Source organism: Streptomyces sp. NPDC042638, from assembly GCF_040647235.1.
Lineage (GTDB): Bacteria > Actinomycetota > Actinomycetes > Streptomycetales > Streptomycetaceae > Streptomyces > Streptomyces rameus.
This window is the reverse complement of record NZ_JBEZBT010000048.1, coordinates 1-13,438: the sequence shown is the minus strand read 5'-3', so window position 1 is coordinate 13,438 and position 13,438 is coordinate 1. Positions and strand designations below refer to the sequence as shown.

Here is a 13,438-nt window from a genome sequence, read left to right as displayed (position 1 = left end):
GGTGGTCGCGGATGAAGTTCGGGGTATCGACATTCGTCACCGACGAGGGCATTGGCCCCCGGGCGTTGGGGCCGGCCCTGGAGGAACGCGGCTTCGACTCCCTGCTGCTGGCCGAGCACTCACACATTCCGGTCAAGCGGGAGTCCCCGTACCCGGGGGGCGGTGAGCTGCCGCGGATCTACTACCGGACCCTCGACCCGTTCGTGGCGCTCGCCGCCGCGGCCTCGGTGACCCGTGACCTGCTCCTGGGCACCGGCATCGCTCTGGTGGTCCAGCGCGATCCGATCCACACCGCGAAGCAGGTCGCCTCCCTCGATCTGATCTCCGGCGGCCGGGCCGTGTTCGGGGTCGGCGCGGGCTGGAACCGCGAGGAGATGCGCAACCACGGGACGGACCCGGCCGTCCGCGGACGGCTCATGGACGAGCGCATCCGCGCCATGATCGAGCTGTGGACCAAGGAGGAGGCCGAGTTCCACGGCGACTTCGTCGACTTCGACCCCGTCTACGCCTGGCCCAAGCCGGTCCAGAAGCCGCATCCGCCCATCTGGATCGGGGGTGACAGCGAGCGCGCCTTCAAACGCGTCGCCGAGTACGGTGCGGCGTGGATGCCGAGCGATCTGCCGCTCGAGAAGCTGGGTGAACGCATCGCGCGTATGCGGCAGACGGCCGGTGACCGCCCGTCCGTCGTGGTGTACGCGGGCCGGCACGACCAGGAGGCGCTCGACACCTATGCCGAACTCGGCGTCGAGCGCGTCCTGTTGTATCTGCCGACCCTGCCGGAGAGCCAGACGCTGAGCACCCTGGACGAACTGGCCGAGGCCACGTCCGGCCACCGGTGACGGTGCGCGACCGCCGTTGAATCGGGGCTGACCGTGCCGGACATGGACGAGGACGAGGCGCGCCGCCGGTTCACGACCGCGCGGGTGGCACGCCTGGCGACGGTGGACGCGGAGCTGCATCCGCATCTGGTGCCGGTCGTCTTCGCGGCCCGGGGTGAGGAGATCGTCACCGCCGTCGACTGGAAACCGAAGAGGTCGCAGCGGCTGAGGCGGCTGGACAACATCGCGGCCCACCCGGCTGTCTGCCTGCTCGTCGACGCGTACGACGAGGACTGGGAGCGGCTGTGGTGGGTCCGCGCGGACGGTGACGCCCAGGTTGTGCCGCCCGGCACCCAGGGCGAGTACCCGGCGGCCGTCGCCCTGCTGCGGGAGAAGTACGCGCCGTACCGGCAGCGACCGCCGACCGGTCCGGCGCTCGTGATCGCCGTCCGCCGGTGGCACGGCTGGAGTGCCGCGTCGGAGGGTTGACCGCACCGCCTGCCGCGGCGGACCGGGGCCATTCCTGGCGCCCGTCGCAGCCTGGCCGGCGCCTGGGCCGTGCTCGAACTCCCCGCGGCGGTCAGTGACGGCGACCATGAGGACCCACGCTGATGACGTCGCTCGCCAGGAAGCCGTCAAAGCCACCGGTCGCCAGGCCGCTGCGCCTTCGGAGCCGGACGACCACGACCAGGAGCCGGGCAGGCCCCGCCGTGGCCTGTACCGCCGCCGCAGCCGACCCCGTACGGCGGCGACACCGCCCACCCATCGGACCGGGGGAGGGACGGCGTCGCCGCACGGCGAACCGCCCCGGCGCCGTTGGACTGGCCCTGCCGCGACCTCTGTCTAGGCCGCCTGGAGGACGCCGTGCTCATAGGGCAGGTCGCCTCGGCCGTCGCGGAGTTCGGGGACGAGATGGCGGAACGGCCGGTTCGGGGACGAGTTGGCGAAACGGCGGGTTCGGGGACGAGTTGGCGAGACGGCGGGTTCGGGGACGAGTTGGCGAAACGGCGGGTCCGGCGACGAGTCGGCGAGACGGCGGTGCACCACGCCTCTTCGTCACTGAGCGGACCTCGGCACTGCGCAGCACCGCACGGCCGTCCCGACCTGATCTCCAGGGTCCGCGTCCACGAGGATCGAGCGGCCCGCTCCCCACCGTGTACGGCAGGCGGGTCGCCCGAGCGCGCCCTTCACCAGCCTGCCGCGGCCCACATCGGACCGGTGGCGGTCGTTTGAACCCGGTAGGCGCGGAAACCCCGCCCTTGTTGTTGTCCGCGATAACCGTATTGTGGTCTTTTTCGGGGGACTCGACCGTCCGATCTTCCCGTGGGAGCACGTGATGAGCACAGCCACCCGCTCCGCCGCCCCTCTCCAGCAAGATCCCCTGGTCCGCGGCCTGGGCTGGGCCAGTGCACTCCTGGGCGTCCCCCAGGTCGCCGGTCCGGGGAGCTTCGCCCGGGCACTGGGCGTGGGGTACGCGCCCCGGCACCGTCTGGCCACCGCCGCGGTCGGTGTGCGTGAGCTGGCGGCGGCCGCCGCACTGCTGGGCCGACCGAAGCCCGCCTGGCTCTGGGGCCGCGTAGGCGGCGACGTGATGGACCTGACCATGCTGGCCAGGGCCCTGAAGAACCACGAGGGCCGCGGCCTCGGCCGGACAGTCGCGGCGACGGCCGCCACCACCGTCATCGCCGCCACGGACGTCTACGCGGCCGTGACCCGGACACACAGGAGCACACCAGTGGAACTGACCGCGACCACCACCGTCAGCAGGCCTCCGGACGAGGTCTACGGCTTCTGGCGCCAGCTGGACCAGCTGCCGCGGTTCATGGCACACCTCGACGAGGTACGTATCACGGGCCCCCGCACCAGCCACTGGAAGGCGAGCGCGCCGTTCGACAAGCAGGTCGAGTGGGACGCGGAGATCACCCGGGAGGTGCCGGGGCAGCTGATCGCCTGGCGCTCGGCGGACGGCGCCGACATCGACAACTCGGGCGAGGTCCGCTTCACGCCGGCTCCCGGCGGGCGCGGCACCGAGATCCACGTGACCCTGCGCTACGACATACCCGCCGGTCCGCTCGGCAAGGCGGCGGCGCGCTACTTCGGCGAGGAGCCCCACCAGCAACTGGACGACGACCTGCGGCGCGCCAAGCAGATCGCGGAGACCGGCGAGGTGGTCCGCTCCGAGGGCGCCCCCGGCGGCAAGCGAGCCCGCGGGGAGTTTCCGCAGCACCCGGCACGACCGCTGACCGAGGACGAGCTCAAGGAGGCCCTGGCATGAAGGCGAACTGCTGGACGGGCCGGAATTCGGTCGAGGTGCAGGACGTTCCCGATCCCTCGATCCTCAACAGCCGCGACGCCATCGTGAAGATCACCTCGACCGCCATCTGCGGATCCGACCTGCACCTGCTCGACGGCTACGTCCCCACCATGCAGAAGGGCGACGTCATGGGCCACGAGTTCATGGGCGAGGTCGTGGAGGTGGGCCCGGGCGTGGACGGCGACCGGCTCCGGGTCGGCGACCGGGTGGTCGTGCCGTTCCCCATCGCGTGCGGGGGCTGCGCGTCCTGCCGGGCCGAGCTGTACTCGTGCTGCGAGAACACCAATCCCAACGCGGGTATCTCCGAGAAGTTCTTCGGTCACCCGACGGCCGGCATCTACGGCTACTCGCACCTGACCGGAGGCTTCGCCGGCGGCCAGGCCGAGTACGCCCGCGCGGTGTTCGCCGACGTCAACGCGCTGAAGATCGAGTCGGACCTCACCGACGAACAGGTCCTGTTCCTCTCCGACATCCTGCCCACCGGATACATGGGCGCCGACATGTGCGACATCCAGGAGGGCGACGTCGTAGCCGTCTGGGGCGCCGGTCCCGTCGGCCAGTTCGCGATGGACAGCGCCCGGGTGCTGGGCGCCGACAAGGTCATCGCGATCGACAAGGAGACCTATCGGCTCGACATGGCCGCCGCACAGGGCTACATCACGATCAACTTCGAGGACGTGGACGTACGGTCGGCCCTGCTGGACCTCACAGGGGGACGGGGTCCGGACAAGTGCATCGACGCGGTCGGCATGGAGGCCACGCACGGCGCCACCCACGTGCACCTGTACGACCGGGCCAAGCAGGCCGTCCGCGCAGAGACCGACCGGCCCCACGCGCTGCGCCAGGCCATCCTGTCCTGCCGTAGCGGCGGCGTCGTGTCGGTCATCGGTGTCTACGGCGGGCTCGTGGACAAGTTCCCGGCCGGAGCCTGGATGAACAGGTCCCTGACCCTGCGTACCGGGCAGTGTCATGTACAGAAGTACATGAAGCCGCTGCTCGGCATGATCGAACAGGGCAAGATCGACCCCACCCGCGTCATCACCCACCGTCTGCCCCTGACCGACGCGCCCCGCGGCTACGAGCTGTTCAAGAACAAGCAGGACCGCTGCGAGAAGGTCGTCCTCAAGCCCTGACAGGCACCTTCCACGGTGGCCGGGGCCCGTCCCGGTGCGGACCGCTCCCAGAGGTGCCTGAGCCGGAGCAGCCGGCCCCGGCCCCGGTGCTGAACCTCATGACCGCGTCGACCGGCCGGTCCAGGAGGCCAGGGAGTCACGCGGCGAGAGTGCGGGGCCGCCGAGGTCCTCGAGCCAACGGCACTTCAGGCAGATACGGCACTTCAGGCAGATACGGCATCACTTGCTGGTACGGCTCTGGATGGGTACCCGGGGCATCGTCAATCCGAGGGCCTGCGCCGACGAGGAGTGTGCGGTGAGTACGAGTGACATCCCCAGGGGGAGCGCAACCAGTACGCGGTCGGCCGGTTCGCTCCGGCTGGACCTGCTCGGTATCTACCTCAACGATCACCTGGCGGGGTCCACGACGGGCTCCCGCCGCGCACGCTACGTCGCCGACGCGACCCGGGGCACCTCGCTCGGCGACGTGCTGGAACCGATCGCCGAGGAGATCGAGCAGGACCGGGCGAGCCTGCTGCAGATCATGGGCCGGCTCGGGGTCCCGGCACGCCGGTACAAGGTCCTGGCGGCCGGCACGGTCGAGTGGGCGGGGCGGTTCAAACCCAACGGACGCATCATCGGCCGCTCTCCGCTGACCACGGTGGTGGAACTCGAGTTCCTGCGGCTCGGCGTCGAGGGAAAGGCGGCCGGCTGGCGGACGCTCCGCGCACTCGCCGACACCGACGACCGCCTCGGCCAGCGGCAGCTCGACGAACTCCTCGCGCGGGCGGAACGGCAGCTGAGCACGTTGGAAGAGCTCCGTTTCCACAAGGCGCAGCAGGTTTTCCGGGGTCGCCCATGACCGGTGTCCGCAACGGGTACTCGTCGCCCCAGTGGAAGATCCCGGGCATGAAATCCCGGGCATCAGTCAACGAACATGAGGAATCACGCCACGGCTGTTCCCGATGCACCCGCAGCACAAGGCCACGCAGCGCGCCGGGCAGGCGCGCGCCGGCGGCAAGCCAGGGCTCTCCCAGCACCTGCGGGAGGAGCCCGGGACGCCGATCCTCGAGGACCTCGATCGCTGACCTCTTGGACTCCCCATGACCGATCCCCGCGACGCTACCCCCCACTCCCCGGACGACCGTGACTCGCTGCGGAGACTGCTGGCGGCCGAACGCATCGGCACGGTCGGCCAGATCGCCGCTCTGAGCCGTGAATTCGAGGGGATCGTCCAAGCCAACGCGCTGGTGGCGGTCGACGACGAGCACGACCCGGAGGGGTCGAGCACCGCCTTCGAGCGGGCCCACGTCGCCTCCTTGTTGGCACAGGCCCGCCAGCATCTTGACGACCTGGATCGGGCGCTGGAACGGCTGGAGGCGGGCGAATACGGACTGTGTGCCGTGTGCGGCGAGCCGATACCGTGGGAACGCCTCGAAATACGCCCCGCGACGACCACCTGCGTCCGCTGCGCGGCGGCCGCCCACCGCTGACCGAGAGGCCGCCGCGGCCTCCCACCGGCGACCAGGGCCCGGTTCGCGGTTCAGTCGGGGGGGGGCGGTGGATGGAAGCAACTCAAACCATACGAGACAGGACACATCCGTGGGGAATGACGCGACGCTGATCATCTGGATCGTCGGGAATGACGTGACCGCCGACGAGGCCGTACGGCTGGGTGGCGCCCGGTGGTGAGCGCATCCTCATGGCTTGTGACCGGTGGCCGTTTCGGTGTGGCCGGTGTCTGGATGACAGGATGGCTCCCATGAGCAACGTATATTTCGACATCACCATCAACGGTGCCCCCGCTGGCCGTATCGTCTTCAGCCTTTTCGACGAGGTCGTCCCGCGGACCGCGCGCAACTTCCGGGAGCTGGCCACCGGCCAGAACGGCTATGGCTACGCCGGCTCGGGCTTCCACCGCATCATCCCCCAGTTCATGCTGCAGGGCGGTGACTTCACTCGCCACGACGGTACCGGTGGCAAGAGCATCTACGGTGTGGAGTTCGAGGACGAGAACTTCAAGCTGAGGCACGACCGCAAGTACCTGCTGTCGATGGCGAACGCCGGCCGCAACACCAATGGCTCGCAGTTCTTCATCACCACCGCCGTCACCCCCTGGCTCGACGGCAAGCACGTCGTCTTCGGCGAGGTCGTCGAGGGCCAGGAGCTCGTCGACCAGATCGAGGCCCTGGGCTCGCAGTCCGGCACTCCCAAGGGCAAGGTCGAGATCGCGGCATCCGGCGTCGTCGACGGCCACTGACCCCGGCCGCCGGCCCCTGGTCCGATCCGCCGACAGCGGCGCCTCGGGCAAGTCGTCGGTCGCGGCCGGCCTCCGCGAGAGGTCCGGCCGCGGCCCGGCCCCGGCCGGCGAGGACGACTCCCGCCGTATCGCGCGCCGTGAACCCGACCGGTCCGGCGCCGCCGCCACCGGCCTGACCGACCTGAAGGCTCGCTGCGCCTGAACGCCGACTGGCACGTCGTGATGGAAGGCATCCTCTCCGCCGGCCAAGGCATCCTCACCGCCGACCACTGCGGCGACGCCCCCAGCCGCGCGCCGGCCACCGAGGCCCGACCTACGGGCCACTACATGGACGCTCGACTCCGAAGCTCCCGACGGCACCTCCATCGCCCCCTGAAGGCCGTCGCCGCCCACGTCCGCGGGACCGCCACCGGCCTCGCCGGGGCTGTCACCGGCGGACTGGAGACGGCCGCCCCCGACCGGCAGGCTTACCCTCGGATCTAGCGTATTCACGCGATGTCTCGCCTAGGTTCCGCTGGCACGGTATCCGCAGAGCAGATACTTGAAAGGCGGAGAACATGTCATCGGACGCATCGACGATCGGGACGGGGGAGCAGCCCGCAGGCACCTTTTACACCACCGAGACGGTGCCCAGGGAGCGAAGACGGACCTACTGGCGTGACGCCGTGGCCCAGACCTTCGGAGACGTGGACGTCAGGCTCGCCGAGGAGGTGTTCTCCGGCACCATCCGTGCCTCGCCGATGGGCCGGACACGGGGCGTCACGGTGGACAGCGAGGCCCTGCAGACCGTGCTCACACGGCGGCTCATCGCAAGGGCAAACGGCGATGACCATGTGGTCGTGATGCTGCTGAGCAGAGGGGCCGCCCGCGTCGAGCAGGACGCGCGCGACGCGCCGGTGGGACCCGGGCAGCTCTTCGTGTACGACCGGGCGCGTCCCATGCGGCTGACCTTCCCCGGAACCTTCCAGACGAAAGCCCTCGTCCTGCCGCGGCACGCCCTGAGCCTGAGGGAGTCGGACCTGTACCGGATCACGGCATCCCCGCTCGACTCCGGATCGCCTCTCGGTGACCTGCTGTCCCCCTTCCTGTCCCGGTTGGTGGACACCGCCGACGCCTATCCGCAGCACGCCGGCGAGTTGCTCGCCCGTAACGTCCTGGACCTGCTCACCGTGCTGGCCGACGAGCGACGCGGTGGTGACACCACGGGCACACCGAGTGCCGCCCGCGTCCTGTTGATGCGCCTCCAGGCGCACATCGACCGGCACCTGGCCGATCCGGACCTGACCCCGCAGGCCATAGCCGAGGCCAACCAGATCTCCCTGCGCTACCTGCACAAAATCTTCCAGAGCGAGGGCACCACCGTCTGGCGCTGGGTCCAGGCGCGCCGACTGGAACAGTGCCGGCGTGAACTGGCCCGCCGGGATGCGGCGAGCCGGACCATCGCCGCGGTGGGCCGGCGGTGGGGCTTCACCAGCGCCGCCCACTTCAGCCGGGCGTTCCGGGCCGCCTACGGTATGTCCCCCGCCGAATGGCGGGAGTCCGCGGCACACGAACGGCATACGCACACGTCGCCTCCGGCGTCTGAGGCGTTGCTGCGTACGGGTTGATTGTCCGGTGAGCTGTCGTCACGGATCCGCTTGAGCAGTTGGTGCCGGACGAACTGTGGACGCTGGTCCGGCGTGTCGTCCGGCCGCACGTTGTGCCGCGGACGGGAGCGACCGCGGTGACGATGCCCCAGACGGGGCCGGCGGCGGACTCCACCCCTGGAGGGCGGCGCGGCGCCGAGGCCGGGCGCCGCATTCCGGGTTCCGGTTCTTGCCAGGCGCGCGCGGCTGGTCCGGCATCGCCCAGTCCGCGGCCCTGAAACCGTCCGGAACAGCCCCCCACGCAGCCTGCCAGGGCGTGGCGGGCCCACCAGCACGCCGCCGGGGCCCGGAAAAGGGGGGACCGCGATCCGCGCCGGTCGCGTCCGGGCGGCCTGGCGGCCTCGCCGGACGGTCACGCCATCGGCCGCTCGCGCGGCGGCCTGACCACGAAGACATCTCATGTCGTTGGCGGGTCAAGTTGAGTCCTCGGAATTGGGAGGCTGCGTCTCCTGTGGGTCGTCGCACGGCTGAGGAAGGCGGTAGCGTCCTCGGCGTGCTGGACGGTCCTGATGTGGCGGTGACTCTGCGAGGCGGAGTGCGTACTCGCTCCCATGCCTGGGAGTTCGTGCGCTGGTTCGCCGACGCATGGATGGGCCGTCCGGTGAAGCCGGAAGATGGCTGCACCGCTGACGAGTTGGCCGCAGTGGAGGGCGATCTGGGCTTCGAGCTGCCTGCCGCTTTGAGTGAGGGGTATGCGCTCTTCGGCTGCCGGGACGACCTGACCCGGCAGCAGGACCCCCTGGTCAGACCACCTGGCCTCTATGTCGATGACGCCCTGGGCGGCGTCCTGGTCTTCCGTCGCGAGAACCAGGACTGCGCCTCCTGGGGAATCCCCCTGAGCCAATCGAGGAGGACGATCCACCGGTGTGCCGTTCACCGGTGGTACGTCGGCCATCGTAGTGCTCGCGAGGTTCTGGTGAGCGCAGGGCAGCGAAGGCCCACACGCAGCCGGCGGAGGCCAGCCGTCGGTTCTTGACGGCTCTGGCGACCACGACCCTCCCGTGCTCGTGCTCACTGCTGAGCTATTGGATCCACCTCGCCGTCGACTCCTCCTTCCACGTACTGGCCACGGCCATCACCTCTGGGCAGCGAGGTGACGCCCCGCTGTTCACCGAGATGATGAATCGCATCCGCATACCCCGGACCGGTGGGGGCCGCCGCGGACCCGGCCTGTTCCTGTCCTCGCCGATCGGGCGTACTCCTCCCGCGAGATCCGCGAGTACCTGCGCCGGCGGCAGATCCCGCACACCATTCCGGGGAAGCGGGGCCAGGTCGGACACCGACTCCGCCGGGGCTCGGCGGGCGGGCGCCCGCCCGGCTTCGACCACGAGGTGTACAAGCGCAGGCACCAGGCCGAGAATCGGATCGGCTTGCTGAAACAGGCCCGCGGCGTCGCGACGCGCTACGACGGACTCGCCGTCCGCTACGAAGCCACCAATCAGCTCACCCTCACACGGCAATCGCTGTGACCTCACCTCATGCGGAATCCCGATCAGACCACGGACCGTCCGGCACCAGGGTGCCGAGCACAGTCAGCAAAGAGCGGGCATCGGAAGCGGATCACGTCGTGGTGGTGAGTTCTACGAGGTGCCGGGCCGTGCCGGCAGGATCGATCATCTGATGGAGGTGCGCGCCGGGCAGGTGTGCCACACGCCAGCCGCGTTCGCGCGCTTCGGCGGCAAGGTCGTCATACGGAGGGCCGAACAGCAGGTAGGAGCAGGGGTGGTCATCCCAGCCGTCGGGGACCGGGAGGTGCTGCTCGTAGTAGGACAGCGGCAGGTTGGGCTGCTCCTCGGTGACCGTCTGTCGCACCACAGGATCGGAGAACATGGGTGCGACGTCTGCCTCGTCCCACCAGTCGGTCCAGCGTGGAAGCATGCCGTTCACAGCCATCGGGCGGAGGAATGCCAGCAACTCCGGTGATGCGACAGGGGTCGGTCCGGTGCGGGCCGGAAGCGCGGCATCGACGAAGACCGAGCTGGTCACCGGATGGACGAGGCCCGAGCTGATCGCCGGGAGGAACAAGCCTGCATTGCTGTGCGCCACCAACGTGACGGGGCTGTCAGCCGGGATCTTCCGGAGGTCGTCGCGCACGGCACCGACGACGCGGCGCCAGAACGGCGGACCACCAGCGCCGATGTGCAGCAGGGACGGCACCTGTACCTGGTATCCCGCCGCCGTCAGGTGTTCGGCCACAGGGTGCCAGGTCGAGGGGCCTACGGACGGACTGTGCACGAGAACGAAGATCGGCTGCATGTGACGATCCTGTCGTCCATGTCGTCTGAGCCGCGACGGTATTGGCCGACAGCAGAACGCTTGGCTCCGAGGAAGCTCACGTGCCGCCAGATCGGCTTTTTACTCCATGGAGCCACCTCTGATCCGTGCGGTGGAGCTCAAAGGGGCGCCTGCAAACACCTGGAGGCGCCACCCGGCGTGGGCGGACACGCGGACACCCACCTGGACTCCGAGCCGACGCGACCCATGTACCGCCCAGGTGTTCGGTGGGGCGCGTCCGCCCGTGAAGGTCGGCACGATCGGCGGCCTCGACCACGGCAAGACAACCCTGGCACAGGCCGTCGCGCCGTCGCGGGACGGGCCCCGGTCGTTGGCCGGCTAACGGCCGGAGCCGGGCAGACGGCCCCACTCACTCGGCCGAGACGGACGACGGATCTGTACCGCCCGCAGGCCGCTCATCGGACTGGTAACTGCACACTCGCCCGCGCCCACTACCGCGAGGCCTCGCAGCACCGCGGACGCTGTGTCCGATGACGACGGACCCGGCCAGAGCACGAGAGCGGCTGAGTCCTGGACGACATTTCCGGGGGAGAGGGCCTGTTGTAGCCAGAGCCCCGCGCCGGCCGGTCGACTCTCTGAAGGCCAGAGCACCTGGAACCTGAGCGGCGTAAGCGGCTTCCCGTGCCTGAGTTCTCGCATCAACACCGGAGTTACGGCGTTGCTGCCAATGTCTCGCGGTGGTCGCGGGCCCACTGCTCGAACGTGCCTGCCGGTCGGCCGAGCACCCTCGGTACGTTGCCGGTGACGTAGGCTGCGCCGCCGGAGCGCGCCCAGCCGATGCCGGCGCTCATCCCGGCCGGGAGCTGGTCGAGCGTATGCACGTCGGTGATCTTGACGGGCCGTTCCGGCACGCGCTCCAGGACCGCCGCCTGGTCCGCGAACGTCAGCAGCTCCGGCCCGGCCAGGTCGTATCGCTGCCCGTCGTGGGCGTCGTCGGCCACCGCTCGCGCCAACGACGCCGGGTCGTCGAAGTCGGCCCGCACACCTCCGGGCCGCTCGCGGCGGGACATCGCCCGACACGGCACGCCCTGTTCGGTGAGCAGACGCACGATGTGACTACCGATGGTGCCCGTGGAAAACCCCTTGCCCAATGGTCAAGAATCGTTGACCATTGGGGTCATGCCTACCGATGATCTACCCGAGACGTTCCACGTCACCACTGACGAGCAGCTACGCGCCGTTTCCAATCTCACGCGTCACCGGATCATGGCGGTGCTCCGCTTCGAGCCCGCGACGATTACGCAGATCGCCGAGCGGGTGGGCCTTGCGAAGGGGAGTTCCAGCTATCACGTACGGCTGCTCGAGCGGGCCGGCCTGGTGAAGGTGGTACGAACGCGGAAGGTCCGAGGGGTCACCGAGCGGTACTACGCGATGGCCGCGCGGGCGATCGTGCTGCCGGATCCGGGCGAGGGAGGGCCGGATGTGCTGATGCGGCATGCGGTGGCGGACCTTGAGGCAGCGCCGGTGGATGGCGAGCGGCACGTACGGATGGCGCATCTGCGGCTCACGGATGAGCAGTTCGCGGAGCTGGGGGCGCGGCTGCAGGCGCTGGCAGACGAGTACCGGGCCCTGTCCGATCCGTCGCTGCCGGACGCGTCACTCGTCTTCGCGCTGTTCCACCCGGCACCGCGCAAGCAGACCGAAGGAGACGCCAAGTGACCTCAGACATCCGGAAGTTGCCAGCCGGGTTCGGGCGACTGTGGATCGCGCAGACGACGTCCTCGCTCGGTGACGGGGTGACCCATGCCGCGCTGCCGCTGCTCGCGTTGACGTTGACGCGGGATCCCATGGCGCTCGCCGTCGTCACGGCCGCCGGAACGCTGCCGTGGCTGCTGTTAGGGGTGCTCGGCGGTGCGCTGGTGGACCGCTGGGACCGTCGGCGCACGATGTGGGTCACGGACGCGGCGCGTGCGGTACTGCTCGGGATACCGGCGGCAGCAGCCGCGCTCGACGTGCTGAGCATTGCGCTCCTCGCGGCTGTCGCCTTCCTGCTCGGCCTCGGCGGACTCTTCTTCGACACCGCCGCCACGGCCTATCTGCCGGATCTGCTCGGCCGCGACCCCGCGCTCCTGGAGCGCGCCAACTCCCGCCTGCGCGGCACCCAGACCGCCGCGTCCGGCTTCGCGGGGCCGCCTGCGGGCAGTGCGCTGCTCGCGTTCGGGCGGGCGGTTCCGCTGCTCGCCGACGCGGTGTCGTTCGCGCTCTCCGCACTGCTCGTACGGTCGCTGCCTGCCACGCCCCGGCCCGTGCCGCAGGCCCGTGAGTCGCTGCTTCGGCAGGCGCGGGCCGGCGCCGCCTACGTCTTCCGGAACCAGTTGCTGCTCGGGCTCGCGCTGCGTCCGGCGGTCGGGAACATCGCCTTCCTCGCCGTGGAGACCGTACTCGCCCTCTTCGCGCACGACCGTCTCGGCATCGACACCTTCGGCTTCGGCCTGCTCCTCACGGCGGAGGCCACCGGCGGTCTGCTCGGCGCGGGCATCGCCTCCTTCCTCGGCCGACGCCTCGGCACCGGCACCGCGCTTAGCTGCACGGCCGCAGTCGAGGGACTCGCCATCCTGGGGCTTGCCGTGGCCCCGAACCCGTACGTCGCCGGCTTCGCGCTCGCTGTCTGCGGAGCGGGCATGGGCGCCACGATGGTGCTCGGCCCCTCCCTCCGACAGGCGATCGTCCCCGCCCACCTGATGGGCCGGGTCGCCTCCACCTCCCGCATGCTGGCCATGTGCGCCGCCCCGTTCGGCGCCTTCCTCGGCGGCTGGCTGGCCACCACCTACGACGTACGCACCCCGCTCTACACCGCCGCCGGCCTCCTCCTCGCGATGACCGCCGTCACCGCGACCATGACCACCAACCGCCGGGTCGAGGCGGCGCTGCGTGCCGCCGCCCCGGCAGTTGCTCCAGACCACCCGGAATCCTGGGACCCTGTTCAGGAGGTTGTCCCCTAGGGCCTGTTGCGAAAGTGCTGGTCACAGCCACTCGTTGAGGACTGCGACCAG

General features: G+C 70.2%; 12 protein-coding genes and 2 pseudogenes. 12 read left to right on the top strand and 2 right to left on the bottom strand.

What is annotated here, in order from left to right:
• Nucleotides 1-11 precede the first annotated feature (11 nt).
• The 10 genes and pseudogenes from AB0B40_RS29665 to AB0B40_RS29620 all read left to right on the top strand — a co-directional run.
• Nucleotides 12-839, top strand: a complete 828-nt coding sequence (locus AB0B40_RS29665; protein WP_362266525.1) for an LLM class F420-dependent oxidoreductase — start codon at nucleotides 12-14, stop codon at nucleotides 837-839.
• Between the two features lie 42 nt (nucleotides 840-881).
• Nucleotides 882-1,307 (top strand): TIGR03668 family PPOX class F420-dependent oxidoreductase, encoded by a 426-nt coding sequence (locus AB0B40_RS29660; RefSeq protein ID WP_345060214.1) that lies wholly within the window; start codon nucleotides 882-884, stop codon nucleotides 1,305-1,307.
• 847 nt (nucleotides 1,308-2,154) lie between these two features.
• A complete protein-coding gene (locus AB0B40_RS29655; protein ID WP_362266521.1) occupies nucleotides 2,155-3,093 on the top strand; it encodes an SRPBCC family protein in 939 nt (312 codons plus the stop codon).
• Complete coding sequence (locus tag AB0B40_RS29650) at nucleotides 3,090-4,265, top strand: zinc-dependent alcohol dehydrogenase (protein ID WP_362266518.1); 1,176 nt, start codon at nucleotides 3,090-3,092, stop codon at nucleotides 4,263-4,265. The genes AB0B40_RS29655 and AB0B40_RS29650 overlap by 4 nt, the downstream gene beginning before the upstream one ends.
• Before the next feature lie 295 nt (nucleotides 4,266-4,560).
• Entirely contained in the window at nucleotides 4,561-5,106 is a 546-nt protein-coding gene (locus tag AB0B40_RS29645; RefSeq protein WP_362266516.1) for a hypothetical protein, read from the top strand.
• Between the two features lie 241 nt (nucleotides 5,107-5,347).
• Nucleotides 5,348-5,737: a TraR/DksA C4-type zinc finger protein gene (locus AB0B40_RS29640; protein ID WP_362266513.1), complete on the top strand. Its 390-nt coding sequence runs from the start codon at nucleotides 5,348-5,350 to the stop codon at nucleotides 5,735-5,737.
• A gap of 269 nt (nucleotides 5,738-6,006) precedes the next feature.
• Nucleotides 6,007-6,504 carry a peptidylprolyl isomerase gene (locus AB0B40_RS29635; RefSeq protein WP_345060204.1) on the top strand — a complete coding sequence of 166 codons (498 nt, stop codon included), beginning with the start codon at nucleotides 6,007-6,009 and terminating at the stop codon, nucleotides 6,502-6,504.
• 557 nt (nucleotides 6,505-7,061) lie between these two features.
• The gene (locus AB0B40_RS29630) at nucleotides 7,062-8,111 is read left to right on the top strand and encodes a helix-turn-helix domain-containing protein (RefSeq protein ID WP_345060202.1); all 1,050 of its coding nucleotides are present in this window, start codon (nucleotides 7,062-7,064) and stop codon (nucleotides 8,109-8,111) included.
• Between the two features lie 299 nt (nucleotides 8,112-8,410).
• A pseudogene (locus AB0B40_RS29625) lies at nucleotides 8,411-8,542 on the top strand (IS5/IS1182 family transposase); the annotation flags it as partial.
• 670 nt (nucleotides 8,543-9,212) lie between these two features.
• Nucleotides 9,213-9,580: pseudogene (locus AB0B40_RS29620) on the top strand (transposase); the annotation flags it as partial.
• Between the two features lie 130 nt (nucleotides 9,581-9,710).
• Here AB0B40_RS29620 and AB0B40_RS29615 read toward each other — a convergent pair.
• Together AB0B40_RS29615 and AB0B40_RS29610 are read right to left on the bottom strand one after the other, a co-directional pair.
• Nucleotides 9,711-10,406 carry an alpha/beta hydrolase gene (locus AB0B40_RS29615; protein WP_345060200.1) on the bottom strand — a complete coding sequence of 232 codons (696 nt, stop codon included), beginning with the start codon at nucleotides 10,404-10,406 and terminating at the stop codon, nucleotides 9,711-9,713.
• Nucleotides 10,407-11,095: 689 nt separating this feature from the next.
• Nucleotides 11,096-11,455, bottom strand: coding sequence for a hypothetical protein (locus AB0B40_RS29610; RefSeq protein WP_362266508.1), 360 nt, complete (start codon nucleotides 11,453-11,455; stop codon nucleotides 11,096-11,098).
• 109 nt (nucleotides 11,456-11,564) lie between these two features.
• Here AB0B40_RS29610 and AB0B40_RS29605 point away from each other — a divergent pair, with 109 nt between their 5' ends.
• Complete coding sequence (locus AB0B40_RS29605) at nucleotides 11,565-12,104, top strand: winged helix-turn-helix domain-containing protein (protein ID WP_362266505.1); 540 nt, start codon at nucleotides 11,565-11,567, stop codon at nucleotides 12,102-12,104.
• The gene (locus tag AB0B40_RS29600) at nucleotides 12,101-13,387 is read left to right on the top strand and encodes an MFS transporter (protein ID WP_362266503.1); all 1,287 of its coding nucleotides are present in this window, start codon (nucleotides 12,101-12,103) and stop codon (nucleotides 13,385-13,387) included. The genes AB0B40_RS29605 and AB0B40_RS29600 overlap by 4 nt, the downstream gene beginning before the upstream one ends.
• Nucleotides 13,388-13,438: the final 51 nt, after the last annotated feature.